The organism is Bradyrhizobium sp. HKCCYLRH2047, from assembly GCF_051168175.1.
Lineage (GTDB): Bacteria > Pseudomonadota > Alphaproteobacteria > Rhizobiales > Xanthobacteraceae > Bradyrhizobium.
In genome coordinates this window covers 247838-274344 of sequence record NZ_JBNPUM010000009.1, presented here as the reverse complement: position 1 = coordinate 274344, position 26507 = coordinate 247838, and the positions used below count along the sequence as shown (strand labels likewise).

Genomic DNA, 26507 nt, shown 5'->3' with positions numbered 1-26507 from the left:
ATGTCGGTCCCCGACGGCCACTACGACGTTCCACACGGCAAGGTCGCGGCCGTGGTGACCTCGCTGGAAATGGTGGCGCCGCCGGTGTTGCCGCCGGATCCGATCGGCAACTGGAGCATTCGCCGCGTCGCGCAGCCCGATCTCGATTGGTACCGCGACCTCTATGCCCGCGTCGGCTGGGAGTGGCTGTGGTCGCAGCGCACGCGGATGAGCGATGCGGAGCTTGCCAAGACAGTTCGCGCCGACGGAGTCGAGATCTACACCTTGGCGCATGACGGCGGTGACGAAGCCCTGCTGGAGCTCGACTTCCGCAACAAGACCGATTGCGAGCTGGTGCTGTTCGGCGTCACCGACAGGCTGATCGGCACCGGCGCCGGACGCCTGCTGATGAACCATGCGCTGCGCCGCGCCTGGGCGCAGCCGCTGACGCGGCTCTGGGTCCACACCTGCAGCTTCGATCATCCGCGCGCGCTGGCCTTCTACCAGCGCTCCGGCTTCCGCCCCTATCGCCGCCAGATCGAGATCGCCCCCGATCCCCGCCTCGACGGTACCCTGCCGCGTTCTGTCGCCGCGCATGTGCCGCTGCTCGCCTGAACGTGGCAGCTGACAACGGCGCCGAACGGCGCTTCAATGCGCCGCACAGGAGGATAACCGATGTTCCTGATCGGCCAATACGACTCGCCTTTCGTCCGCCGCACCGCGATCGCACTCGAGCTCTACGGCATCCCGTTCGAGCACAAGCCGTGGTCGACCTTCGGCGATGCCGACAAGATCGCGCCGTACAATCCGCTGCTCCGGGTGCCGGTGCTGGTGCTCGATGACGGCGAGGCGCTGATCGATTCGGCGGCGATCCTCGATCACCTCGATGAGGCCGTCGGGCCCGAGCGTGCCATGCTGGCGCGCAGCGGCGCGCCGCGCCGCAGGCAGCTGCATACGATCGCGCTCGCGACCGGTCTCGGCGACAAGGCCGTCAGCCTGATCTATGAGCGCGTGCTGCGCAAGGACCGCCTGGCCCTGTGGGTCGCGCGTTGCGAGACGCAGATCTCCGGCGTGCTGGCGATGCTGGAGGCGGAGCGCGCCGCCGCGACGACGGATTATTGGTATGGCGAGCGCATCGGCCACGCGGACATCGCCGTCGCCTGCGTCCTGCGCTTCACCCGCGAGGCGCATCCGCATCTGTTCGACGCGACGCGTTACCCGGCGCTGGCCACGCACGCCGCCCGCTGTGAGGCGCTGTCGCCATTCCAGGCTTTCGTCCAGCCACTGGCGCCGCCGAGCGGGGATTGAGCTCGTTGGAGCGAGCCGTCGCCCCGGCGATGGTGCGCTCCTTCTCCCGTTCCTCACGGGGAGAGGGGCAGCCGCACGAGAAGTGTCAGCGGAAAGACCTGCACCCCCTCACCCGGATTGCATCTGGCGATGCAATCCGACCTCTCCCCGCAAGCGGGGCGAGGTGCACCGCGCCAGCGGCGAGAGATGTTCTCACCTCAGCCCGCCAGGAGAAGCTGTGCAGCCAGGCGCGGAGCGCAGTCGAGCCACCAGCCCTCACGGCCTGAAATACACGTCCACCTTCATGCCCACCGCGAACGGACCCGGCTCGGCGAGATCGACCAGCACTTCCACCACGTCGACATCGGTCATGTTGCGCTGGCTGAGCGCAGCCGTGCGGCTGCTCTCGACCAGCGGGGCGATGGCGGCGACCTTGCCGGCCACGTCGCGGCCGCGGAAGGCGTCGGAGCGGACCACGGCCTGCTGGCCGACCTTGATCTTGTCGAGGTCGCGCTGGTCGAGCTCGGCGCGCACGCGCAGCGAGGACGTATCGCCGAGCAGCACCAGCGGTGGCGTTGTCTGCGGCGAAGCGATCTCGCCGGTGCGCGCATTGACCTGCAGCACCGCGCCGTCGAGCGGCGCGCGGATGGTGAGCTTTTCCAACGTGGCGCGGGCGCCCTGCAGTTCGCTGCGGGCGACGTTGAGCTGGCCCTCGGCGCTGACCGGCAGCGGCGCATCCGCGGTGACCTTGCGCAGCTCGTCGGCCTGCTGCTCCAGCTTCGCCTGCGCGGCTGTCAGTTGCGTGCGTGCGGTGTCGACATCGGCATCGGCGCCGCGCCCGGCGCGCCGCTCGGCCACGGCCTTGTCGAGCGCAGCACGCGCGTCGAACACCGCCGCCTGCGCATCGGCGAGGCCGTCTTCGGCGCGGCGCCGCGGACCCGCGCCAGACGGCGTCGACTCCTTGTTGCGCACGCGCTTGCGCATCGCGGCCTGCGCCTCGGCGCTGGCGAGCTGCGCGCGGGCTTCGGCGTCGCCGAGCCGCACCAGCGCCTGGCCGGCGAACACGGTCTCGTTCGGCTTGACCAGCACCTCCTGGATCGGCCCGACCACCGGCGCGCCAAGCTTGATCAGGCCGGATGCCGGCTCGACCCGGCCGGGTGCGACGGCCAGCCAGCGTTCCTCCTGGGCATTGGCGGCGCGCGCTGTCGGTGGAATCGAGGTCGGCGTGACGATGATCGCCAATGCAGCCGCGGCGACGAGCCCGAGCAGGTGAGCGCGTTCTGGAATTCCCGATATCATGCGTGCGAGACTTTCTTCATGGACTCGCCGCCGCTCTCCTCGCGGACGATGCGGCCGTCCTCGATGTGGATGACGCGATTGGCAAACGGCAGAATGCGCGGATCGTGCGTCACCACCAGCACCGCGCGCGACGGATCCCTGGCGATATCGGCGAGCAGGGTCATGATCGCCTGGCCGTTGGCGGTATCGAGTGCGCCGGTCGGCTCGTCGGCGAGAATGACCTGCGTCTTGCCGACGATGGCGCGGGCGATCGCGACGCGCTGCTGCTCGCCGCCCGAGAGCTGGCGCGGGAACGACCGCTTCTTCGGGCCGAGGCCGACCCTGTCGAGCACCTCGCGCGCCGCCTTCTTCGCCGCCCGCGCGCGCTCGCCGCGCACGTCGAGCGCGAGCCGGACGTTGTCCTCGGCGTTCAGCGTCGGAAACAGATGATAGGATTGGAAGATGAAGCCGATGCGCTCGCGGCGCAGCTTCGCCAGCGCCTCGGGATCGAGCCCCGCGACCGGCTGGCTGGCAACCCGCACGGTTCCGCCATCCGGCGTCATCAGGCAGCCCAGGATCGACAGCAGCGTCGTCTTGCCGCTGCCCGAGGGACCCATCAGCAGCGCCAGCTCGCCGCCCTTCAGCGACAGGCTCACGCCCTTCAGCGCCTGCACCCGGCCGGCCCCCTGGCCGAGGTGATGCACGAGATCGGTGGCCTCGAGCACGGTCTCGGTCATCGCGAGAACACCAGCGTCGGATCGATGCGCATGACCTTGAGGATCGCCGCGATCGCCGAGCCGATGCACATCGTCACCGTCAGCACGAACAACGCGACCGTCAGCGCCGGCGTCATGATGACCGGCAGCGCCGATTCCGCCGTCGCCGCCGCCACGATCTTGCCGATGCCGGCGGCACCGGCGAAGCCGACGATGGCGCTGAGCAGCGCCTGCCAGATGATGACGGTGTAGATGTAGCGGCTGGTCGAGCCGATCGCGCGCAGCGTCGCGAACTCGTTGATATGATCCTTTGTGCTGGAATAGAGCGTCTGCGCCACGATCACGGTGCCGACGATCAGTCCGAGCAGCGCGCCGGCGAACAGCGCCGCGCCGGCGCCGGTGCCGAACAGCCAGAACGAGCGGCTGCGGTTGCGGAACTCGGCTGCGGTGAGCACATCGACATTGCCGAGGTTGTCGCGCAACGCCTGCTGCACCGTGCCGAGATCGGCATCGGGCGTCAGCTTCACCAGCAGATAGGACGCCTTGTTCGGCGCGATGCCGGTATAGGTCCGCGCGCGCTCCACATCGGTAAAAACGTAAGGCGTCGTCGTGAACGAGCGGATGCCCTTGGTCACCGCCATCACCTGCACCTTGCGATCGCGCAGCTCCGCGGCCTGCTCGACGCCGGTGATGCCGAGCCGCTCGAAATAGGTCCGGTCGATCGCGACCGCGCCCGGCACCGACAGGTCGTCCAGCCGTCCCTCCACCACGTTCCAGGGATGCAGCCCGAGTCCGCGCAGCTCCGAGCCGACCACGAAGACCGGCGTCGTCGTGCCCTGCGGCAGCCGCCATTGCGCATAGCCGATCACCAGCGGCGTCGCCTCCGCCACGCCGGGAACCGCAAGCGCGCGAAACCGCTGCCGCTCGTCGAGCAGCGAGGGGTCCTCGAAGCATTTGGTGCCGACTGGCATGATCCACAGCTCGGCCGGGGAGTGGTCGATCATGGTCGTGACCATCCGGCGGAAGCCGACATAGAGACCCATCTGCACGGTCACCAGCACGATCGAGAAGATGATGCCGATGATGGTCGCGATGAAGCGCAGCCTGTCATGGAACAGGTTTCGCGACGCAAGCCTGAACTGCAACGACATGAACCAAAACCACCCGAAGGCCCCGGGCCTATTTCAGCCGGTTACGGCGGCGATGTCCACGCTGGATCGGGGACCGTCAGCTGTGGCGCTTTGTCATTCGGCGTGGTCGTGGCGCGGGGGACACGGGAGGCGGGGTGGCCCGATCGCCATCGAGGCTCGCCGACGTAGCCCGTAACAGGCGATGAGCAGTCATGGGAGGAGCCCCAACGATCGTTGGAGCTGCTCCCACAAGATCACAGTAATCAATAGTTTCGGTGTTTTACGAAACTCTCCATCTCATCAACCAGTCCCCGCATTGCCGCTAGCACAGAGAACAGCACAGCAGTATCGCGACCTGAAGGATAAGGGCCTGCCGGTGGTAGATATTCTTGCGGAGCAGGAAGGACCTCGGAGAACTTTCGTCCCGATGCAATCTCGCCAACTCTGCCGCCATTAACACCGAACCAAGCCGCTATGTCGTGTTGACGATCACCTCGCGCTATCATGCCCTTGACGATAGCCGCGTCTCGATCCGAGAGTGTGATGCCGCTTGGCAAAGCACGATACATTGCCATCTTGGCACCTAAGATGCACTTTTGAGCCTAAGAAGCTCGGTATCGAATGCATCAAGAACCAAGTTATATGAACCCTCGTTCTTGCCGATCTTCTGTGGATCAAAATTGAACGCGTCGAGGATCACTCGGTATTTTTTGACGATTGCACTACCGTGATCTTCCAGAAACGCGTTCGGATCGACCTTCCACTCAATGCGGCCGTTACGGCTTTTCTTCATGAGGGCCTTCAAACCATAAACTAATGGCATGATTAGGCCGTCCGGATAATTGTATTCCACCTCTTGACTTGTGAAGTGAGTCAAAGGCTTGGACCGCATATCTTTTGCCATCTTGACAATCTTTATGCGACCGAATTTTCCCTCGCCGTCGTTGTACCAATATGGAAAATCTCGGTAAATGCGGTCGTAAAGCTCTGGGAGCTGTCCCGCAAGTTGAAGCGCGCTCTTAACAGCCTCGCTATGAAGTTCATGCGTGTACTCTCCGTCCGTTTTTCGGGATACCTGGGGATTTCCCATCAGCCGATCGAAGAGCTTCACGCATTCCCCTTTATTCCTGTAGATGTTCTGAGGAATTGGAGCTTCAATTGGTCTTCCGTCTTCGTCTGGCGGCAGATCCAGCATAGAAAGCGGAATCCACGCGAGAGCTATCAGATCTCGTACTTTGATTTCGCCGCCGTCGTTTGTTTTCCATTCCACACGGGGAACGATGTCGGTGGGCAGGGCTTGGCTAAGTGCTTCGTAGTAGCCTTTCTGGTTGGCTTTGGTTTCAAGCCGCAGCTCTACGTTGTTGTTGCGGGCGGCGCAGATGTCGAGCAACGAGCTGTTGAAATGCTGTACGATGTCAGGATCTTCAACATCTGATGGAACGAGAATTTCGATTGGAACCAGGAAGTCCAGAGGGCCGATTTCGCCATCATCGGCCGCGGAGATCTTGCGCAGGGCCGCCACGGCCGCGCGGTTTTCCTCCCAGGCTTGCTTGAAATCAGGCCATCGTTTCAGCTTCCGTGCAATTCTTATGTCGTTTGTTGCGATAGAAAGGATGTGGGTGCCAATAGCGAGCATGTTGTGTCCGCCGTCGAGAATACCCTCGATATGCGTGTTCTCGAACCGCAGCCCGTACCGGCGGCGGTCTAGGGCGTCATAGTCCGAGGCTCCGACAAGCACTCCCTTTGTCTTAAAAGGAAATGTTTCTGGCGTTTCAACTATGCTTTCGATGATGGCTTCGGTGACGGGACCTGCCTTGGCGGATCGCGGATTCGCTTCCAGATCGGCAGCATCAAACAAGGCGAGCATATTCTTCGCCTTCACAAATCCAACGATTCGCCGGACCGGTCCCTCGACCTGCTCGTGGACTTGCTCGTATCGCAGAATAAGATTATCGGGATTCACATTGGTTCTCCGAGGTAGGAGAACTGCTCTGGCCTGATCCCTAAAGGCAGAAATCCACGCAGCATCCGCTTACGTCTAGATTTCAGCTGCCATCCGGCAGAAGATCTTACCAGAACCGCTCTCGGTTCATTTCCAGCTCCCATCCGGGAACTCTCTCAACTTGAGCGGGCATCCTGAGAAAGTCAAGGACTTTTCTTCCGCAAAGTTTAGTTGCCTTGATGACGTCGGCGTGTTGGTCGGAAACCGCTATCGCCGCGTACGAGCTTTGCGCCAGCGCTGGCGGGCCTTTGTCGGGAAATGCGTGGGTGCGCTTAAGGACTTTGGTGCTGGAGATCCGACCTTCCGGTTTAAGAGCGCGGGCGATTCACTTGCCGAGAGCGATAGTGAAGGAAGCGGAGCCGGCTGACGGACCGCTCAGGTCCTGAGAATCACCTGCAAATTCGAGGGCGGACCTGCCGGGTCACTCGGGCGCTTGGCGTTCATCGAGAATGTCGGGGCGTGTCTGCCGGGTTGTTTGAAGCCGTGAACTTCGCCTACCTTTGTTTGCCCGACGATGAAGCCAGGTTACTTCGCGCCGACGGCCTTCTTGCGCCAGGCGAGATGTACGGCGCAGGTGCAGCCCGCCGGATGGCTGGCGAGCTCGGCCGGGGCCGCATCGTTGGCTGCGGCGGGAGCGAGTGATGCGGCCGCGCGCGGCACCTCAGCTTGCTGGCCGCCCCTCGCCGGGATGTAGTTCAGGATCGGCGCCAGCCAGCGCTCGACCTCGGTCACCGTCATGCCCTTGCGCGCGGCGTAGTCCTCGACCTGGTCGCGCTCGATCTTGCCGACGCCGAAATAGAAGCTCTCCGGCGAGGCGAAATAGAGGCCCGAGACCGACGAGCCCGGCCACATCGCAAAGCTCTCGGTCAAGCGGACGCCGGCATTCTTCTCGGCATCGAGCAGCTCGAACAAGGTCGCCTTCTCGGTGTGGTCGGGCTGCGCCGGATAGCCGGGGGCCGGGCGGATGCCCTGATACTTCTCCAGGATCAGGTCATCGGCGGAGAGCGCCTCGTCCGGGGCGTAGGCCCAGAACTCGCGGCGGACGCGGGCATGCAGGCGTTCGGCAAAGGCTTCGGCGAGGCGGTCGGCCAGTGCCTTGACCAGGATCGAGGAGTAGTCGTCATTGGCGTTCTTGAAGCGGTCGGCGACGGCGTCCTCGCCGAGGCCCGTCGTGACGACGAAGCCGCCGACATAGTCCGGCACGCCGGCATCCACAGGCGCGACGAAATCGGACAACGCGGTGTTGAAGCGGCCCTCGCGCTTCTCGAGTTGCTGCCGCAGCGTGTGCAGCGTCGCGATCTCCTGGGTGCGGCCGTCGTCGGCATAGAGCACGATGTCGTCGCCGACGGCGTTCGCCGGCCAGAAGCCGATCACGGCGCGCGCCGTGAACCACTTCTCGTCGACGATGCGCTCGAGCATCTTCAGCGCGTCGTCATACAGCGCCCGCGCGGCCTCGCCGACCTTGGCATCGTCGAGGATGCCAGGAAAACGACCGGCGAGCTCCCAGGTCTGGAAGAACGGAGTCCAGTCGATATAGGGCACGAGCTCGGCGAGGTCATAGTCGACGAACGTCTTGGTGCCGAGGAAGGTCGGCTTCACCGGCTTCGCCTTGGCGAAGTCGATCTTCGGCGCGTTGGCGCGGGCGTCCGCGAGCTTCAGCCGCTTCTTGTCGGCCTGGCCGCGCAGATGCGCCGCGGCGATCTTCTGATACTCGCTGCGAACCTCCGTGGCGTAGGCATCCTTGCGCTCCGGCGACAGCAGTGAGGAGGCGACGCCGACGGCGCGGCTGGCGTCGTTGACGTGAACGACCGGGCCATTCTGGTAGTTCGGATCGATCTTGACCGCCGTATGGACGCGGCTCGTGGTGGCGCCGCCGATCAGCAGCGGCACATTCAGGCCCTGGCGCTCCATCTCCGAGGCGAGATACGCCATCTCGTCGAGCGAGGGCGTGATCAGGCCGGACAGGCCGATGATGTCGGCGTTCTCGGCCTTCGCCGTCTCGATGATCCTGGCGGCGGGCACCATGACGCCGAGGTCGATGACCTCGAAATTGTTGCACTGGAGCACGATGCCGACGATGTTCTTGCCGATGTCGTGCACGTCGCCCTTGACGGTGGCGAGCACGATCTTGCCGGCGTTGGAGCGCTCATTGCCGCGGCCCTTGTTGGCGGCCTTCTCCGCCTCCATGAACGGCATCAGATAGGCCACCGCCTGCTTCATCACGCGCGCCGACTTCACCACCTGCGGCAGGAACATCTTGCCGTCACCAAAGAGGTCGCCGACCACGTTCATGCCGGCCATCAGAGGGCCTTCGATGACGTCGAGCGGCCGCGTCGATGCGGCGCGCGCCTCTTCGGTATCCACATCGATGAACTCGGTGATGCCGTGCACCAGCGCGTGCGAAAGCCGCTTGCCGACCGGCCATTCGCGCCAGGCGAGATCGGCCTCCTTGGTCTGCTTGCCCTGGCCACGGAATTTCTCCGCCAGCGCCAGCAGCCGCTCGGACGCGCCGGGATCGCGGTTCAGAACCACGTCCTCGCACACCTGGCGCAGCTCGGGATCGATGTCGTCATAGACGATCATCTGCCCGGCATTGACGATGCCCATGTCCATGCCCGCCTTGATGGCGTGATACAGGAACACCGAGTGCATCGCCTCACGCACCGGCTCATTGCCGCGGAACGAGAACGACAGGTTGGAGACGCCGCCGGAAATATGAGCATGCGGCAGGTTCTGGCGGATCCAGCGCGTCGCCTCGATGAAGTCGACGCCGTAGTTGTTGTGCTCCTCGAGACCGGTGGCGATCGCAAAGATATTGGGATCGAAGATGATGTCTTCGGGCGGGAAGCCGACCGTCTCGACCAGGATCCTGTAGGCGCGGGCGCAGATCTCGGTCTTGCGCTGGTAGGTGTCGGCCTGACCCGTTTCGTCGAACGCCATCACGACGACGGCCGCGCCGTGGCGTCGCGCAATCTTGGCCTCGTGGATGAACTTCTCCTCGCCTTCCTTGAGCGAGATCGAGTTCACCACAGGCTTGCCCTGCACGCATTTCAGGCCGGCCTCGATGACGTGGAATTTCGAGGAGTCGACCATCACCGGGACGCGGGCGATGTCCGGCTCGGCGGCAACGAGGTTGAGGAAGGTCCGCATTGCGGCTTCCGAATCCAGCAGACCCTCGTCCATGTTGACGTCGATGACCTGGGCGCCGTTCTCGACCTGGTCGCGCGCGACCTGCAACGCGGCGGTGTAGTCGCCCGCGGTGATCAGCTTGCGGAATTTGGCCGAGCCGGTGACGTTGGTGCGCTCGCCGACATTGACGAAGGGAATGGCGGGCGTCAGCTCGAACGGCTCCAGGCCCGACAGCCGCAGCCGCGGCGCGATCTCGGGCACGGCGCGCGGCTTGTGCGGGGCAACGGCGGCGGCGATCGCGGCGATATGGTCGGGGGTGGTGCCGCAGCAGCCGCCGACGATGTTGACGAGGCCGGCCGACGCGAACTCGCCGATCAGTCGCGCCATGTAGGCCGGCGTCTCGTCGTACTGGCCGAACTCGTTGGGCAGGCCGGCATTGGGATAGGCGCAGACCAGCGTGTCGGCGACGCGGCCGATGTCGGCGACATGCGCGCGCAGATCCTCGGCGCCGAGCGCACAGTTGAAGCCGATGGTCAGCGGCTTGGCATGACGGACCGAATTCCAGAACGCCTCCGGCATCTGGCCCGAGAGCAGGCGGCCGGACTTGTCGGTGATGGTGCCCGAGATCATCACGGGCACGTCGATGCCGCGCTCCTCGCAGAGCTCGGCGATGGCGTACAGCGCCGCCTTGGCGTTGAGCGTGTCGAAAATGGTCTCGAGCAGCAGGATGTCGGCGCCGCCATCCAAGAGCCCGCGCGCCTGCTCGCCATAGGCGAGCCTGAGATCGTCGAAGGTCACGGCGCGGTAGCCGGGGTTCGACACGTCAGGCGAGATCGAGGCGGTGCGGTTGGTCGGACCCATCGCGCCGGCGACGAAGCGCTGTTTGCCGTCCTCGGCGGCGACGCGGGTCGCGGCATTGCGGGCGAGCCGGGCGCCCTCGCGGTTGAGCTCGTAGATGATGTCGGAGAGGTCGTAATCGGCCTGCGCGATCGAGGTCGCCGAGAACGTATTGGTGGCGACGATATCGGCCCCGGCGCGCAGATATTGCGCGTGGATGTCCTCGATGGCGTCGGGCTGGGTGAGGATCAGCAGGTCGTTGTTGCCGCGGAGGTCGCGATGGAAGTCGCGGAACCGCTCGCTGCGGAAGGCGGCCTCGTCGAGCTGCAGCGCCTGGATCATCGTGCCCATGGCGCCGTCGAGAATCAGGATGCGCTCGCGGGCAGCGGCAAGGAAGGCGGTACGCGCTGGAGATACAGGGGCGGACATCAGGCGGCAGCCTTGTTGGCGGACTTCGGACGGATGCCGAGCAGATGGCTGATCGCGAACACGAGGTCGGCGCGGTTCATGGTGTAGAAATGGAAGGTGTCGACGCCATGCTTGGCGAGCTTTTGCACCTGGCCTGCGGCGACGGTCGCCGCGACCAGCTTGCGGGTCTCGGGATCGTCGTCGAGACCGTCGAATTTTTCGGCCAGCCAGTCCGGCACCGTCGTGCCGGCGCGGGTCACGAAGCCGCGCGCCTGCTTGAAATTGTGCATCGGCATGATGCCGGGCACGATCGGGATCGTGATGCCGCGGGCGCGGACACGGTCGAGGTATCGGAAGTAGAGATCGTTGTCGAAGAACACCTGGGTGATGGCGCGGGTGGCGCCGGCGTCAACCTTGGCCTTGAGCATGTCGATGTCGGCGTCGAAGTCGCGGCTCTCGGGGTGCTTCTCCGGATAGGCCGAGACCGAGACCTCGATATCGGGATGGCGCTTCTTGATGCCGGCGATCAGCTCGGGCGAGCTCTGATAGCCTTCGGCATGGGTGTAGTAGGGCGTGCCGATGCCGCCGGGCGGATCGCCGCGCAGCGCCACAATGTGGCGGACGCCGACCTCGTGATAGCGGTCGACGACCTCGTCGATCTCGTGGCGCGAAGCGCCGACGCAGGTGAGATGCGCCGCCGGCAGCAGCGCGGTTTCCTTCAGGATGCGCGCGATCGTGGCGTGGGTGCGCTCGCGCGTCGAGCCGCCGGCACCATAGGTCACCGAGACGAAGCTCGGCTCCAGCGGGGCGAGGCGCTCGATCGAGGCCCACAGCGTCCGGTCCATCTCCTCGGTCTTCGGCGGGAAGAACTCGAACGAGATCTTCGGCCGGGGAATCGCGGTGTGGCCGTCGGCAATGGCGGTGGCGAGGTCGGTCATGGCAACGCAGGTTCCGGCTGGGCGTAAATTTCAACTCAAGAGGGGATCGGCCTCTGGATGTGCCAAGATAAGGGAAGGGCGCTGCAATAAACAGCCCACCAGAAATGGGATTTGGCCCACTGATATGGCAAGAAGCGGATTTTTGAGGAGCTATTGGAAATGCAGAGTGGGACGATAAAGGTAAACAATATCAAAGGTTATCGATTATGGCGAAGGGGTTTTTATCAATTCTGAATGTGGGATAGTTTGGTTTCGTTGATGTATACAATCGTATTGTCCCAACATTAGGTCCAGCCATCCACTGCATTTCCGGCAGGTCACCATCGCTTCCAGCCCATTGTGGCGCGCCTCGCAGTCATTAGGTTGAAGCCATGATCCCGATTTCAGTCCTCGACCTCTCCGTCACCACCACCGCCACGCCGGCGTCAGTGGCGCTGCGTAACAGCATCGACCTGGCCCGTCACGTCGATCAGCTCGGCTACGTCCGCTACTGGCTGGCCGAGCACCACAGCCTGCCGTCGGTGGCGAGCCCGTCGCCCGACATCATGATTGGGCAGATCGCGGCAGCGACGCAGCACATCCGCGTCGGCTCCGGCGGCGTGATGCTGCCCAACCATGCGCCGCTGGTGGTCGCGGAGCGCTTCAAGATGCTGGAGGCACTGTTTCCCGGCCGGATCGATCTCGGCCTGGGCCGCGCGCCCGGCACCGACGGCACCACGGCCTATGCGCTGCGCAGCCGGCTCGACCGTCGTGAGGGCGATGACTTCCTGGAGCGGCTGCATGAGCTGATGCTGTGGGAGACCCGCGAGTTCCCCGCCGGCCATCCCTACAACAACGTGATCGCCATGCCCGATGATGCGCCGCTGCCGCCGATCTGGCTGCTCGGCTCCAGCGACTATTCCAGCGAGCTGGCGGCGCAGCTCGGCATGGGGTTCGGCTTCGCGCATCATTTCGCGAGCCACGATGCCGTGGATGCGATGCGGACCTACCGCGCGCATTTCACACCGTCGCGCTGGCGTTCGCAGCCGCATGCGATCCTGGCAGTCGCAGTGGTGACGGCCGAGACCGACGCCGAGGCCGAGCGGCTGGCGTCGTCGATGGACCTCAACCGCTTGCGGCGCGACCGCGGCCAGTTCCTGCCGCTGCCGAGCCCGGAGGAAGCGGCGGCGTACATGTATACAGACGCGGACCGGGCCTCGATCGCGCGCAACCGCTCGCGGCTGTTCGTGGGCGCGCCGGCGACGGTGCGGGCCAAGCTCGATCCGATGATCGCAGCGAGCCAGGCCGACGAGCTGATGGTGATCACCGCGATCTACGATCACGACGCCCGCAAGCGCTCCTACAGCCTGCTCGCCGACGCCTTCGGCCTGGAGCGGAAGGCGGCGGCGTAAGCAGGACGGCGCTGGTCTCACCATGTGATCAGCGGCGCGCGATGCAGGAAGCTGTCGTCGCTCACCTGATCCACCACGAAGCGCGCGACGTCGGCCCGCGCGATCGTGCCGCCGTGAAAGCCGGCGAGATCCGTCAGTGCACGCAGCTTCTGCCCGCCAGGCTTGTCGTTCAGCATGGCGGGGCGAACGATGAGCCAATCGAGCCCGCTGTCGCGAATGACGGCCTCCTGCCGGTTCTTGTCCGCGTAGACGTTGCGCAGCAGCAGCGGCAGGATCAGCCGGTCGTAGACGAAGCCGCCATGGCCGCGGCTGTCGCCGGCGCCGATGCCGGTGATGGCGACCAGACGCGCGACATGCTCGGCCTTCATCGCGTTGACGAGCGCGCGCGTCGAGGTCGAGAGCGTCGTGACCTCGCGGAATGGACTGAGCGGTGTGCCCAGTGAGCTGATCACGGCGTTCTGTCCCTTGAGCGCCTTGCGCAGCGTAGCTTCGTCGCGGGCATCGCCGACGATCAATTGCGCGCCTTGCAGATCCCCGGCCCTCTCCGGCGAGCGCACCAGCGCGGTGACGTGATGGCCGCGCGCCAGCGCGTCGCGCACGATCAGCCGTCCGGTGCCGCCGGTCGCGCCGAGCACGAGGATGTTGGGCTTCATGGTGACGCCATCGTTCGTTTGATTGGTCATGATGACCTCCTTGGATTGCGCGGGACGCTCTCATGGAGACGTCCCGCAGACGCATGGGGTGTGCCGTCAGGCGACGGTCGCGATCTCGGCGACGAAGTCGCGATAGGAGCGCAAGGGGCGGCCGAGCAGCGCGGTCAGGCGGGCGACGTCGCCATCGTCCGGCACCATGCCGTCGGTCTGAAAGCGCTCGCTCATCAGCCGCATGTCGAACGCCATCCAGCTCGGCATGAGCTGCCGCAGGTTGGTCTCGAAGCCCGCGGTGTTGTCGCCGCCATAGCCGATCGGATGCCCCAGCACCTCGGACCAGACAGCGGCGGCATCGGCGCCGTTCAGCGTGTCGGGGCCGACAAGGTTGATCCGCGTCAGCGGCAGCGGCGTCGAGGACTGCTCGCGGCGGATCAGATCGATGGCCGCGATCTCGCCGATGTCACGGGCATCGATCATGGCGAGGCCTTTGCTGCCGATCGGCATCGGGTACACGCCGTAGCCGCGCACGACGTCCCTGATCGTGAGATCGTTGTTCATGAAGTAGGCCGGCCGCAGGATGGTGGCGTTGAGGCCCATCCGCTCGATCATCCGCTCGACGGCGAATTTGCCGGCGAAGTGCGGCACGTTGTGGATCACCGAGAGATAGACGATCCGCTCGATGCCGGCCTCGCGAGCGATGTTGAGCGCGACCAGCGCCTGGGTGAATTCGTCTGATGTGACGGCGTTGAGCAGAAACAGCGTCGAGACGCCAGAGAACGCGCCGCGGAGCGAATCGATGTCGAGCAGGTCGCCTTGGGCGATCTGAACGCCCGCTGGAAAGTTGGCCTTGGCGGGATCGCGGACGAGGGCGCGGACATCGGCGCCGCGCTTGACGAGCTGTTCGACGACGCGGCGGCCGACATTTCCAGTGGCGCCGGTCACGAGGATGGTCATGGGGATCACTCCGGGTTGGCTTGTTGGGACACCCGGAAGATATTGATCCACACGCGAGCCAATAGACGCTATATCTGGACAGGTCGTCTCACTGGTGGAACGGATGGATCTGCTTGCGCTCGCCGATTTCAACCTCGTCGCCCGCCACGGCGGCTTCGGCCGTGCCGCCCGCGCCAGCGGTCGTCCCAAGGCGACGCTGTCCCGCCGGGTCGGCGAGCTGGAAGCGAGCCTGGATCTCAGGCTCATCGAGCGCGGCGGACGCGCGCTGAAGCTGACCGAGGAGGGGCGGGCGCTGTTCGAGCGCGCGGGGGCGCTGCTGACCGAGCTCGACGAGACGGTCGCCGCCATTTCCTCCGGCGGCGACAAGCCGCGCGGCCGGTTGCGGATCAGTGCGCCGCTGCTGTTCTCGCAGACCGCGATGGGCAAGCTCGCCGCCGCGTTCGCGCTCCGATATCCCGAGGTCCGGCTGGACGTGACCACCGACGACCGCACCGTCGACATGGTCGAGGAAGGCTATGACCTGGTGATCCGGGTCAATCCCGATCCCGATGAAAGCCTGGTTGGACGCATCTTCCTGCGCGACCGACTGGTGGTCGTGGCGAGCCCGGGCCTGACGCGGCCGGCGGATCACGCCGTCATTCCAGCGGTCGTGCGCGGCAGCGATCAGAACGCAGTCTGGGAGGTGAAAGCGCCGGCGGCACGATCGCGCATCGCGTTCGCCCCCATCCTTCGCCTGTCGTCGCTGATCATGGTTCGCGATGCGGTCCGCGCGGGCGTCGGCGCCGCGTGCCTGCCGCTGTCGCTCGTCAGCCACGATCTGGCGGCCGGCCGGCTGGCGCATTGGGGCGATCTGGACGCGCCCGCGATTGCGCTATGGACGCTCTATCCGTCACGCCGGCTGCTGAGCGCGCGCGTCTCCGCCTTCCTCGACTTCCTGAAGGAGGCGTTCCCGACGGGAACGCCCGCTGAGCTGGCGGCCTATATCGAAGCGTGAGCCCCGATCACTCCATCCGCTCGCTGAACGTCGCGCGGAACGGATGCGCCGGATAGACGCCGACGATGCGCAGCTCGCGCGAGAAGAACTTCAGCTCCTCCAGCGCGAAGGCCAGCCCCTTGTCGTTGGGATGGCCGTCGACGTCGGCGTAGAACTGCGTCGCGAAGAAGTTGCCGTCGACCATGTAGCTCTCGAGCTTGGTCATGTTGACGCCGTTGGTGGCGAAGCCGCCGAGCGCCTTGTACAGCGCGGCCGGCAGGTTGCGGACGCGGAACACGAAGCTCGTCACCAGCGGCCCGGAATTCTGCTCGGCCCACTGCTCCTGGCGCGCCAGCACGACGAAGCGGGTGGTGTTGTGGGCCTCGTCCTCGATGTCCTCGGCGAGGATGTCGAGGCCGTAGATCTCGGCGGCCAGCCGCGAGGCGATCGCCGCCACGCTCTTGTCGCCGCGCTGCGAGACGTCCCGCGCGCTGCCCGCGGTGTCGCCGGCGACGATCGGCCGGACGCCGAGCTGGCGGATGATGCGGCGGCACTGGCCGAGCGCGTGGACATGGCTCTCGACCGTCTTGATGTCGGCGAGCTTGGTGCCCTTCAGCGCCATCAGCTGGTGGCGCACCGGCAGGAACCATTCGCCGATGATGTAGAGGCCCGAGGCTGGCAGCAGATGGTGGATGTCGGCGACGCGGCCGGCGACCGAATTCTCGATCGGGATCATGCCGAGATCGGCCTCGCCGGAGGAGATCGCGCTCAGCGCGTCCTCGAAGGTCGCGCAGGGCATGGCCTCGGCGGTCGGATAGGCCTCGGAGATGGCGATGTGGGAATTGGCTCCCGGCTCGCCCTGGAATGCGATTTTCAAGATCTTGCTCATGGTGGGCCTTCTAGCAGCTCAAGCCTTTGTCAATTAAGCCTTGGACAGCAGCCGGCGTGCGGTTTCGAGGTCGGCCGCGGTGTCGACGCCGCGCGGCACGGCGTCGACTACCATCACGTCGATGCGCATGCCGTCCTCCAGCGCCCGCAGCTGTTCCAGCTTCTCCTGCTGCTCCAGCGGCGATGGCGGCAGGCTGACGAAGCGCTCCAGCGCCGCCCTGCGGTAGGCGTAGAGGCCGATGTGATGGTACCTCGGTCCGTCGCCATGCGGCGCCGTGGCCCGGGTGAAATACAGCGCGCGCAGGCGCCGTCCACCGACAGGCGAGCCGACCGCCTTGACGACGTTCGGGTTGAGGCTCTCCTCCTCGGTATGGATCTGCGCGGCAAGGGTCGCGATGTCGACCGCGGGATCCTCCAGCGGCGGCAGCACGTCGCTGATGTTCTGCGGGTCGATGGTCGGGAAATCGCCCTGCAGGTTGACCACGATCTCGGCCTCGCGGGCAGGGTCGAGCTTGCACATGGCCTCGTAGATGCGGTCTGACCCCGAGGGATGATCCGGCCTGGTCATGACCACCTCGCCACCCGCGGCAGCGACAGCCGCAGCAATCTCCGGCGTGTCCGTTGCCACGGCCACCCGGCCGATTCCCGCCTCCTGCGCGCGCCGGAGCACCTGCACGATCATCGGCTGGCCGGCGATGTCGAGCAGCGGCTTGCCGGGCAGGCGGGTCGAGGCCATGCGGGCCGGGATCAGCACGAGGATTTTGGACTTGGTCATCCGGGAAACGGCAGGTCGGAGCCGGTCGCAACAGCGCGGCCGGGCTTGATGGGGACAGCGAAAGCGGCCCGCTTATACGGGTTGCCAGAGCACGGGCAAACCGATATCTCACTTCTGCCGCAGGGGGAGGCGCGACGGCTCGATTCCGCTCGATGCCTTCACGAGTCCTTTCTCGAATCCTGGGGCGACTCACGGTCGCGGCCCCGCGGCCCCCAAGCAATGAAATCCGCCCTCGGAGCCTGATTCCAAAATGGACTCCTTCGAACTGAACAAAATCCTCGGCGCCGTCCTGGCCGCCTGTCTGGTCGTGCTGGTCACGAGCTTTTCCGCCGGCGCGCTGTTCGCGCCGAAAATGCCGGAGAAGCCGGGCTTCGAGATCGCGGTGAAGGAGGCCGAGGGCGCAGGCAAGGAAGCCGCTGCGCCAGCCGCGGCCGAGCCGATCGAGAAGCTGCTGCAGACCTCCTCGGTCGAGAAGGGCGCCGCCGCTGCCAAGAAGTGCGCGGCCTGCCACACCTTCGACAAGGGCGGCAAGAATGCCGTCGGCCCGAACCTCTACGGCATCGTCGGCGACAAGGTCGGCGAAGGCCGCGGCTTCAAATTCTCGGCAGCGATGGCGGCCAAGGGCGGCACTTGGACGATCGAGGAACTCAACCACTTCATCGCCAATCCGAAGGGTTACATCCCGGGCACCGCGATGGGTTTTGCCGGCATCCAGAAGGACTCGGAGCGCGCCGACGTGCTGGCTTACCTGAACTCGCTGTCGGACAATCCGGCGCCGCTGCCGACCGCAGCCAAGTGATCGGCTGCTGATCCCCAATTTCCGACGGCCGGGCCCCAAGCCCGGCCGTTTTGCTTTGCGGGGCGAATTTCGCCGCATTTGGGACCTTTGGTCGCATCCACCTCGTTCACAACCCGGTATCATGAGGAAAAAGCAAGGTTATTGGTCGAAACCTTGCCGTATATTGGTCCCCTGAATGGAACGGGTTCACGGGCTGGAGCACCCTGGCTGAGGCCGGCGAAACCTGCCCTTGCGAATTGGGTTACGATCGAACGTTGGATCTTTGAGCAGCAGCGGCCACGGCCGACCACCTGCTTCAAGCGGTCTTATTCAGAGGAAGTCTCATTTGACGATTACCCGACGACAGCTCCTGCAGAGCAGCGTCTTCGCTGCGATGACCCCGGCGCTCGGCACCGCCGCCAGCCTCGTCCCGCTCGACGCCGCGCAGGCGCAGGCCGGCGAGCAACTGGTCTGGCGCCACGGCCTGTCGCTGTTCGGCGAGATCAAGTACCCGGCCGACTTCAAGCGCTTCGACTACGTCAATCCCGACGCGCCCAAGGGCGGCACAGCCCGGATGATCTCGCTCGGCACCTTCGACAATTTCAACATCGTCGTGATGTATGTGAAGGGCAACATCGCGTCCGCGGCGGGGCTGGTCTACGAGACCCTGATGACGCGGTCGCAGGACGAGGTGTCGACCGAATACGGCCTGCTCGCCGAGTCGGCGGCCTATCCGGACGACTACTCCTGGGTCATCTACCGCCTGCGCAAGGAAGCCCGCTGGAACGACGGCAAGCCGGTGACGCCCGGGGACGTCATCTTCTCGCTCGACGTCCTGAAGAAGAACAGCCCGCACTATTCGTCCTACTACCGCCACGTCGTGAAGGCCGAGAAGACCGGCGATCTCGAGGTCAAGTTCACCTTCGACGGTCCGGGCAATCGCGAGCTGCCGCACATCGTCGGCGAGCTGCTGGTGCTGCCGAAGCATTGGTGGGAAGGCACCGACGCGCAAGGGCGCAAGCGCGACGTCACCGCGACGACGCTGGAGCCGCCGCTCGGGTCGAGCCCGTATCGCATCAAGGAATTCGTGCCCGGCCGCTCGATCAAGATGGAGCGCGTCAAGGACTACTGGGGCGCCAGCCTGCCGGTCCAGATCGGCCAGAACAATTTCGACGAGCTGCAGTTCGAATATTTCCGCGACAACATCGTCGCCCTCGAGGCCTTCAAGGCCGACCAGGCCGACTGGATCAACGAGAACTCCGCCAAGCAATGGGCGACGGCCTACGACTTCCCGGCCATCAACGACAAGCGCGTGGTCAAGGACGAATTCCCGATCAGCGATTCCGGCCGCATGCAGGGCTTCGCCTTCAACCTGCGGCGTCCGCAATTCCAGGACGCGCGGCTGCGGCGCGCCTTCAACTACGCCTTCGATTTCGAGGAGATGAACAAGCAGCTGTTCTACGGCCAGTACAAGCGGATCAACAGCTACTTCGAAGGCACCGATCTGGCCTGTTCCGGGCTGCCGCAGGGCCAGGAGCTGCAGATCCTCGAGGAGCTGCGCGACAAGGTGCCGCCGGACGTGTTCACTACGGTCTACCAGGCCCCGGTGGGCGGCAATCCCGAGAACGTTCGCGCCAATCTGCGAGAGGCCACCAGGCTGCTGAAGGACGCAGGCTTCGAGATCAAGGACCGCAAGCTCGTCGATCCCGCCGGCAAGCCGGTCACGGTCGAACTCCTGGTCCAGGACCCGTCGTCCGAGCGCATCGTGCTGTTCTACAAGCCGTCGTTGGAGCGCCTCGGCGTCGCGGTGACGGTCCGCCAGGTCGATAACGTCCAGTATGAGAACCGGGTGCGCACCTTCGACTACGACATGATCATCGACGTCTGGGGGCAGTCGCTGTCGCCCGGCAACGAGCAGCGCGATTTCTGGGGCTCCAAGGCCGCCGACGAGCCCGGCTCGAAGAACACGATTGGCATCAAGAATCCCGCCGTCGACGCGCTGATCGAGAAGATCATCTACGCCAAGGATCGCGCCTCGCTCGAAGCCGCGACGCACGCGCTGGATCGGGTGCTGCTGTGGAATTTCTACGTCGTCCCGCAGTTCACCTATCCGTTTTCGCGCAGCGCGCGCTGGGACCGCTTCAGCCATTTCACGCCATTCCCGAAATATGCGCGGTCCGGCTGGCCGAATCTGTGGTGGTACGATGCCGACAAGGCCGCCAAGGTGAAGCGCTCTTGAGCCGGCTTTCTCATTTGTCGCGGCGCGGCGTGCTCGGGCTTGGGCTCGGCGCGCTCACGGCGCCGTTGCTCACGCCGGCCAAGGCCGCGGAGTTCGGCGCCGAGGCCCACGGCATGTCGGCGTTCGGCGATTTGAAATATCCCGCCGACTTCCGGCAGTTCGACTACGTCAATCCCGACGCGCCGAAGGGCGGGCTGTTCTCGCTGATCCCCTCGGTGCGCGCCTACAACCAGTCCTACCAGACGTTCAACTCGTTCAATGCCTATGTCCTCAAGGGCGAGGGCGCCCAGGGCATGGATATGACGTTCGCGACCTTGATGGTGCGCGCGAGCGACGAGCCGGACGCGGTGTATGGGCTGGTCGCGAAGTCCCTCGCGATATCAGCGGACAAGCTGAGCTATCGTTTCACGCTCCGTCCCGAGGCGTGCTTCCACGACGGCACGAAGATCACGGCACATGACGTCGCCTTCTCGCTGAACACCTTGAAGGAAAAGGGCCACCCGCTGATCGTCGTGCAGCTGCGCGACTTCATCAAGGCCGAGGCGCTCGACGATGCGACCGTCGTGGTGAGCTTCGTCGAGAAGCGCGCCCGCGACGTGCCGCTCTACGTCGTGACCCTGCCGATCTTCTCCAAGGCTTATTACGCCAACCGTGCCTTCGACGAGGGCCCGCTCGACGTGCCGCTCGGCTCCGGCCCCTACAAGGTCGGCAAATACGAGATCAACCGCTACGTCGAATTCGAGCGCGTCAAGGACTGGTGGGCCGCCGATCTGCCGGTCAGCCGCGGCATGTATAATTTCGACATCGTCCGCTACGAGTTCTATCGCGACCGCGACGTCGCCTTCGAGGGCTTCACCGCCAAGAGCTATCTGTTCCGCGAGGAGTTCACCTCGCGCATCTGGGCGACGCGCTACGATTTCCCGGCGATCAAGGACGGCCGCGTCAAGCGCGAGCTGCTGCCGGACGAGACGCCGTCCGGCGGACAGGGCTGGTTCATCAACACCCGCCGCGACAAGTTCAAGGACCCGCGCGTCCGCCAGGCGCTGACCTACGCGTTCGACTTCGAATGGACCAACAAGACCATCATGTACGGCGCCTATGCGCGCACCGTGTCGCCGTTCCAGAACTCCGACATGGTCGCGGTCGGGCCGCCGTCGCCGGAGGAGCTGAAGCTCCTCGAGCCGTTCCGCGGCCAGGTGCCCGACGATGTGTTTGGCGAGCCCTTTGTCCCTCCCGTCTCCGATGGCTCGGGGCAGGATCGCACGCTGCTGCGCAAGGCCACGCAACTGCTGCAGCAGGCCGGCCTGCCGGTGAAGGACGGCAAGCGGCTGCTACCGAATGGCGAGGTGTTCGCGATCGAGTTCCTGATCGACGAGGTCTCGTTCAAGCCGCATCACGGCACCCTGATCAAGAACCTGCAGACGCTCGGCATCGACGCCGATCTGCGCATCGTCGACGCTGTGCAGTATCGCGCCCGCGTCGAGGATTTCGATTTCGACATCACGGTGCAGCGGTTGTCGATGTCGCCGACCCCCGGCGACAGCCTGCGGCCGTATTTCACCTCGGACGCGGCCAAGACCAAGGGCTCCTACAATCTCGGCGGCATCAGCAATCCCGCGATCGACGCGCTGGTCAACAAGGCGATTTCGGCGGAGACCCGCTTCGAGCTGACCTTGGCCTGCCGGGCGCTTGATCGCGTGTTCCGCGCCGGCCACTACTGGATACCGCAATGGTATCGCCAGACCCACCCGATCGCCTATTGGGATCAGTTCAGCCACCCGCCGAAGCCGCCGAAATACGCCTCGGGCGTCGGCGCCCCCGACATCTGGTGGTACGATGCCGCCAAAGCCGCAAAGCTGGAGCAGGCGAAGTAGTTCATGGCCGCCTATATCGCCCGTCGCATCCTGCTGATGCTCCCGACCCTGCTCGGGATCCTCTTCATCTCCTTCGTCGTGGTGCAGTTCGCGCCGGGCGGCCCGGTCGAGCGCGTCATCGCGCAACTGACCGGCGCCGACACCGGCGGCACCTCGCGCATCTCGGGCGGCAGTGGTTCGGATTTCGGCGCGCGGCCGCCGGGACAGGTGGGATCCGGCGGCGAGCTGAACTCGAAATATCGCGGTGCGCAGGGGCTCGATCCCGCCTTCATCAAGCAGCTCGAAAAGCAGTTCGGCTTCGACAAGCCGGCGCCGGAGCGGTTCGCGCTGATGGTGTGGAATTTCGCGCGCTTCGATTTCGGCAAGAGCTATTTCCGCGACACGAGCGTGCTGCAGCTCATCAAGGAGAAGCTGCCGGTGTCGATGTCGCTCGGCATCTGGATGACCCTGCTGACCTACCTGATCTCGATCCCGCTGGGGATCCGCAAGGCGGTGCAGGACGGCTCGCGCTTCGACGTCTGGACCTCGGCCGTGATCATCATCGGCTACGCCATTCCGGGCTTCCTGTTCGCGATCCTGCTCATCATCCTGTTCGCTGGTGGCTCGTTTCTCAACATCTTCCCGCTGCGCGGGCTGACGTCGGATGGCTGGTCGGACTTCCCGTGGTACTGGAAGATCATCGACTATTTCTGGCATCTCACTTTGCCGCTGGTATCGATGGCGCTCGGCGCCTTCGCGACCATGACGCTGCTGACCAAGAACTCGTTCCTCGACGAGATCCGCAAGCAATATGTCATGACCGCGCGCGCCAAGGGCTGCAGCGAGAACCAGGTTCTGTACGGCCACGTGTTCCGCAACGCCATGCTGATCGTGATCGCCGGCTTTCCAGGCACCTTCATCAACGCCTTCTTCTCCGGCTCGCTGCTGATCGAGACCATCTTCTCGCTGGATGGGCTCGGCCTGCTCTCGTTCGAGAGCATTCTCAATCGTGATTATCCCGTTGTGTTCGGCAATCTCTTCATCTTTTCGCTGCTCGGCCTCGCGATCAACCTGATCTCGGATCTGACCTACATGTGGATCGATCCGCGGATCGACTTCGAGGCGCGGGAGGTCTGATGACGATCACAGCCACCCCTCCGGTCGAGACCAAGGCGCAGGCCCCGCTCGGCGAGGCCGTGCCGCCGACGCGGCACCGCTTCCGGCCGTCGCCGCTCAATCAGCGCCGCTGGCAGAACTTCAAGGCCAACCGCCGCGGCTACTGGTCGCTGTGGATCTTCCTGTTCCTGTTCGTGGTGTCGCTGTTCGCCGAGCTGATCGCCAATGATCGGCCGTTCCTGATCAAGTTCGACGGCCACCTGTACTTCCCGGCGTTCGTCACCTATCCGGAAACGGCATTCGGTGGCGACTTCGAGACCGCCGCGGACTATCGTGATCCGTATCTGCAGAAGCTGATTGCGGACAAGGGCGGCACGGTGATCTGGCCGCTGGTCCGCTACTCCTACGCCACGCACAATCTCGATCTGCCGACGCCGGCGCCATCGCCGCCGACCTGGATGCTGACGGAGGCACAGTGCAAATCCGTGGTCGAGAAGAAGGGGCTGAAGAGCTGCCGGGATCTCGAATACAACTGGCTCGGCACCGACGACCAGGGCCGCGACGTCGTCGCACGGCTGATCTACGGCTTCCGCATCTCCGTTTTGTTCGGCCTGTCGCTGACGTTCTTCTCCTCGATCATCGGCATCGCCGCCGGCGGCGTGCAGGGTTATTTCGGCGGCTGGGTCGATCTGTTGTTCCAGCGCTTCATCGAGATCTGGAACGCGATTCCCTATCTCTATCTGCTCCTGATCCTGTCGGCGGTGCTGGTGCCCGGCTTCTTCACGCTGCTCGGGATCATGCTGCTGTTCTCTTGGGTCTCGCTGGTCGGCCTGGTGCGCGCTGAATTCCTGCGCGGCCGCAATTTCGAGTACATCCAGGCGGCGCGCGCGCTCGGCGTCTCCAACGCCGTCATCATGGTCCGCCATCTCCTGCCGAACGCGATGGTCGCGACCATGACCTTCCTGCCCTTCATCGTGTCGAGCTCGGTGATGACCCTGACCGCGCTCGACTTCCTCGGCTTTGGCCTGCCGCCGGGATCGCCGTCGCTGGGCGAGATGCTGTCGCAGGCCAAGTCCAACGTGCAGGCGCCGTGGCTCGGTCTCACCGGCTTCTTCTCGGTCGCGATCATGCTGTCGCTCTTGATCTTCATCGGCGAGGCCGTGCGCGACGCGTTCGATCCGCGCAAGACGTTCAGGTGACCGACATGGATGCGATCAGCCAGCCGCTGCTTTCGGTCAGCGATCTCTCGGTGGCCTTCCACCAGCAGGGCCGCCTGTCGACCGCCGTCGACCACGTCTCGTTCGACATCAAGCGCGGCGAGTGCGTCGCCCTGGTCGGCGAGTCTGGCTCGGGCAAGTCGGTCAGCGCGCTGTCGGTGCTGAAGCTGCTGCCCTATCCGGTCGCCTCGCATCCGTCGGGCAGCATCCGCTTCAAGGGCCGCGATCTGCTGCCGCTGTCGGAAGGCGAGATGCGCGGCATCCGGGGCAGCGACATCTCCATCATCTTCCAGGAGCCGATGACCTCGCTCAATCCGCTGCACACGATCGAGCGGCAGATCAGCGAGATTCTGCATCTGCACCGACCGATCTCGAACGGCGCGGCGCGGGCGCGCGTGCTCGAGCTGCTGACGCAAGTCGGCATCCCCGAGCCGGAGACGCGGCTCGGCAGCTATCCGCATCAGCTCTCCGGCGGCCAGCGCCAGCGCGTGATGATCGCGATGGCGCTCGCCAACGAGCCCGATCTGCTGATCGCCGACGAGCCGACCACCGCGCTCGACGTCACCGTGCAGGCGCAGATCCTGGCGCTGCTCGCCGACATCCGCGCCCGGCTCGGCATGAGCCTGCTGTTCATCACCCATGACCTCGGCATCGTCCGCCGCATCGCCGATCGTGTCTGCGTCATGAACGGTGGCAAGATCGTCGAGCAGGGTCCGGTCGAGCAGGTGTTCACCGCGCCGTCGCATCCCTACACCAGGGCGCTCCTCGCCGCCGAGCCGAAGCCGGACCCCGCGCCGCCGCGGCCCGATGCGCCCGTGGTGATGCAGGCGAAAGACCTCAAGGTCTGGTTTCCGATCAAGCGCGGCCTGTTCCGCTCCACCGTCGGCCACATCAAGGCGGTCGACGGCGTCAGCATCGCCGTGCGCAAGGGCGAGACGCTCGGCGTGGTCGGTGAATCCGGCTCCGGCAAGACCACGCTGGGGCTGGCGCTGCTGCGGCTGATCTCCTCCGACGGTCCGATCGTGTTTCTTGGCAACGAGATCCAGGGGCTGACCTTCAAGCAGGTGCGCCCGTTCCGCCGCGACATGCAGATCGTCTTTCAGGACCCGTTCGGCGCGCTCAGTCCGCGCATGTCGGTCGGCGACATCATCGCCGAGGGCCTGAGCGTGCATCAGCCTGACCTGTCGGAGGAGCAGTCCGAGGCGAAGGTCGTCAAGGCGCTCACCGATGTCGGGCTCGATCCGGAGACGCGCTTCCGCTATCCGCACGAGTTCTCCGGCGGCCAGCGCCAGCGCATCTCGGTGGCGCGCGCCGTCGTGCTTGAGCCGAGCTTCGTCGTGCTGGACGAGCCGACCTCGGCGCTCGACATGCTGTTCCAGTCGCAGATGGTCGCGCTGCTGCGCGACCTGCAGCGCAAGCTCGATCTCACCTACATGTTCATCTCGCACGACCTCCGCGTCGTCGCCTCGCTCGCCAGCCACCTCATCGTGATGCGTCACGGCAAGGTGGTGGAGGAGGGACCGGCGGTGGAGCTGTTCAAGGCGCCGAAGACCGACTACACGCGCGCGCTGTTCGCGGCGGCGTTCAGGAACGAGACGGCGGGGAATGGGGCGGCAGCGAGCTAGCGGAACCGCGAACGACAGTGGCAGGGTAGTCGCGAGACAATGCCGTCCAAGTTGGACCTCATAAGAGCTCTTCTGCTATCCGAGTGGGACCCGATCGGCGTTTCCGGCTGCGAGGGCGCCGAAGACGAATATGATCGCTACGCTCTCGAGGTCTTCAACATGCTTGAAGGCGGTGCCGATGTCGTGTCGATCGCGAACTATCTCGCTCGTGTCGTCACGGACAGAATGTCACTCAAGGGGCGTCCTGAAGCCGATCATCGGATCGCTGCAAGGGCTTTGATGATCCATCGAAGCCAGGTCGCCGATGCAGACGGATCGAGCCGTAACAAGCGGAAGCGATGACA

At 65.1% G+C, this 26507-nt stretch carries 21 protein-coding genes; 11 read left to right on the top strand and 10 right to left on the bottom strand.

Annotation, left to right across the window (positions count from 1 at the left end; genetic code table 11):
• Both ACQR1D_RS22630 and ACQR1D_RS22625 read left to right on the top strand, forming a co-directional pair.
• Complete coding sequence (locus tag ACQR1D_RS22630) at positions 1-594, top strand: GNAT family N-acetyltransferase (RefSeq protein WP_434894066.1); 594 nt, start codon at positions 1-3, stop codon at positions 592-594.
• A gap of 60 nt (positions 595-654) precedes the next feature.
• The gene (locus ACQR1D_RS22625; RefSeq protein WP_315805752.1) at positions 655-1287 is read left to right on the top strand and encodes a glutathione S-transferase family protein; all 633 of its coding nucleotides are present in this window, start codon (positions 655-657) and stop codon (positions 1285-1287) included.
• Between the two features lie 255 nt (positions 1288-1542).
• On the opposite strand, the gene ACQR1D_RS22620 is transcribed toward ACQR1D_RS22625, so the two are convergent.
• The 6 genes from ACQR1D_RS22620 to metF all read right to left on the bottom strand — a co-directional run bounded on the left by ACQR1D_RS22620 (position 1543) and on the right by metF (position 11704).
• Positions 1543-2565, bottom strand: coding sequence for an HlyD family secretion protein (locus ACQR1D_RS22620; RefSeq protein ID WP_316177197.1), 1023 nt, complete (start codon positions 2563-2565; stop codon positions 1543-1545).
• The gene (locus ACQR1D_RS22615) at positions 2562-3281 is read right to left on the bottom strand and encodes an ABC transporter ATP-binding protein (RefSeq protein ID WP_315805754.1); all 720 of its coding nucleotides are present in this window, start codon (positions 3279-3281) and stop codon (positions 2562-2564) included. The genes ACQR1D_RS22620 and ACQR1D_RS22615 overlap by 4 nt, the downstream gene beginning before the upstream one ends.
• Positions 3278-4411, bottom strand: a complete 1134-nt coding sequence (locus ACQR1D_RS22610) for an ABC transporter permease (protein WP_315805755.1) — start codon at positions 4409-4411, stop codon at positions 3278-3280. The genes ACQR1D_RS22615 and ACQR1D_RS22610 overlap by 4 nt, the downstream gene beginning before the upstream one ends.
• Before the next feature lie 562 nt (positions 4412-4973).
• Positions 4974-6353, bottom strand: a complete 1380-nt coding sequence (locus tag ACQR1D_RS22605; RefSeq protein ID WP_434894067.1) for a hypothetical protein — start codon at positions 6351-6353, stop codon at positions 4974-4976.
• A 564-nt stretch (positions 6354-6917) separates the two neighbouring features.
• Positions 6918-10787 (bottom strand): methionine synthase, encoded by a 3870-nt coding sequence (gene metH, locus ACQR1D_RS22600; RefSeq protein ID WP_434894068.1) that lies wholly within the window; start codon positions 10785-10787, stop codon positions 6918-6920.
• Positions 10787-11704 (bottom strand): methylenetetrahydrofolate reductase [NAD(P)H], encoded by a 918-nt coding sequence (metF, locus tag ACQR1D_RS22595; RefSeq protein ID WP_315805757.1) that lies wholly within the window; start codon positions 11702-11704, stop codon positions 10787-10789. Before metF ends, metH begins: the two co-directional genes overlap by 1 nt.
• A 371-nt stretch (positions 11705-12075) precedes the next feature.
• Between metF and ACQR1D_RS22590 the strand changes: the two genes are divergently transcribed.
• Positions 12076-13095 carry an LLM class flavin-dependent oxidoreductase gene (locus ACQR1D_RS22590; RefSeq protein WP_315805758.1) on the top strand — a complete coding sequence of 340 codons (1020 nt, stop codon included), beginning with the start codon at positions 12076-12078 and terminating at the stop codon, positions 13093-13095.
• Positions 13096-13112: 17 nt separating this feature from the next.
• Here the strand turns inward: ACQR1D_RS22590 and ACQR1D_RS22585 are convergent, their stop codons facing one another.
• Both ACQR1D_RS22585 and ACQR1D_RS22580 read right to left on the bottom strand, forming a co-directional pair.
• Complete coding sequence (locus tag ACQR1D_RS22585; protein WP_315805759.1) at positions 13113-13778, bottom strand: NAD(P)-dependent oxidoreductase; 666 nt, start codon at positions 13776-13778, stop codon at positions 13113-13115.
• Between the two features lie 66 nt (positions 13779-13844).
• Positions 13845-14699 carry an SDR family oxidoreductase gene (locus tag ACQR1D_RS22580; protein ID WP_434894069.1) on the bottom strand — a complete coding sequence of 285 codons (855 nt, stop codon included), beginning with the start codon at positions 14697-14699 and terminating at the stop codon, positions 13845-13847.
• A 103-nt stretch (positions 14700-14802) separates the two neighbouring features.
• Between ACQR1D_RS22580 and ACQR1D_RS22575 the strand changes: the two genes are divergently transcribed.
• On the top strand, positions 14803-15693 hold the full coding sequence (locus tag ACQR1D_RS22575) for a LysR family transcriptional regulator (protein ID WP_434894070.1): 891 nt from the start codon (positions 14803-14805) through the stop codon (positions 15691-15693).
• 7 nt (positions 15694-15700) lie between these two features.
• Here ACQR1D_RS22575 and ACQR1D_RS22570 read toward each other — a convergent pair whose 3' ends face one another.
• Both ACQR1D_RS22570 and ACQR1D_RS22565 read right to left on the bottom strand, forming a co-directional pair.
• A complete protein-coding gene (locus tag ACQR1D_RS22570) occupies positions 15701-16561 on the bottom strand; it encodes a prephenate dehydratase (RefSeq protein ID WP_315805762.1) in 861 nt (286 codons plus the stop codon).
• Between the two features lie 33 nt (positions 16562-16594).
• Positions 16595-17335, bottom strand: a complete 741-nt coding sequence (locus ACQR1D_RS22565; RefSeq protein ID WP_315805763.1) for a 3-deoxy-manno-octulosonate cytidylyltransferase — start codon at positions 17333-17335, stop codon at positions 16595-16597.
• 250 nt (positions 17336-17585) lie between these two features.
• Here ACQR1D_RS22565 and ACQR1D_RS22560 point away from each other — a divergent pair, with 250 nt between their 5' ends.
• From ACQR1D_RS22560 to ACQR1D_RS22530, 7 genes are all read left to right on the top strand, one after another.
• On the top strand, positions 17586-18134 hold the full coding sequence (locus ACQR1D_RS22560; RefSeq protein ID WP_434894071.1) for a c-type cytochrome: 549 nt from the start codon (positions 17586-17588) through the stop codon (positions 18132-18134).
• Positions 18135-18507: 373 nt separating this feature from the next.
• Positions 18508-20352, top strand: a complete 1845-nt coding sequence (locus ACQR1D_RS22555; protein ID WP_316238218.1) for an extracellular solute-binding protein — start codon at positions 18508-18510, stop codon at positions 20350-20352.
• Positions 20349-22226, top strand: a complete 1878-nt coding sequence (locus ACQR1D_RS22550; RefSeq protein ID WP_434894072.1) for an extracellular solute-binding protein — start codon at positions 20349-20351, stop codon at positions 22224-22226. Before ACQR1D_RS22555 ends, ACQR1D_RS22550 begins: the two co-directional genes overlap by 4 nt.
• Positions 22227-22229: 3 nt before the next feature.
• Positions 22230-23342, top strand: coding sequence for a microcin C ABC transporter permease YejB (locus ACQR1D_RS22545; protein WP_315805766.1), 1113 nt, complete (start codon positions 22230-22232; stop codon positions 23340-23342).
• Positions 23342-24520 carry an ABC transporter permease gene (locus ACQR1D_RS22540; protein WP_315805767.1) on the top strand — a complete coding sequence of 393 codons (1179 nt, stop codon included), beginning with the start codon at positions 23342-23344 and terminating at the stop codon, positions 24518-24520. Before ACQR1D_RS22545 ends, ACQR1D_RS22540 begins: the two co-directional genes overlap by 1 nt.
• 5 nt (positions 24521-24525) lie before the next feature.
• Complete coding sequence (locus ACQR1D_RS22535; protein WP_434838563.1) at positions 24526-26163, top strand: ABC transporter ATP-binding protein; 1638 nt, start codon at positions 24526-24528, stop codon at positions 26161-26163.
• 39 nt (positions 26164-26202) lie between these two features.
• Positions 26203-26505 carry a hypothetical protein gene (locus tag ACQR1D_RS22530; protein ID WP_316177223.1) on the top strand — a complete coding sequence of 101 codons (303 nt, stop codon included), beginning with the start codon at positions 26203-26205 and terminating at the stop codon, positions 26503-26505.
• Positions 26506-26507: the final 2 nt, after the last annotated feature.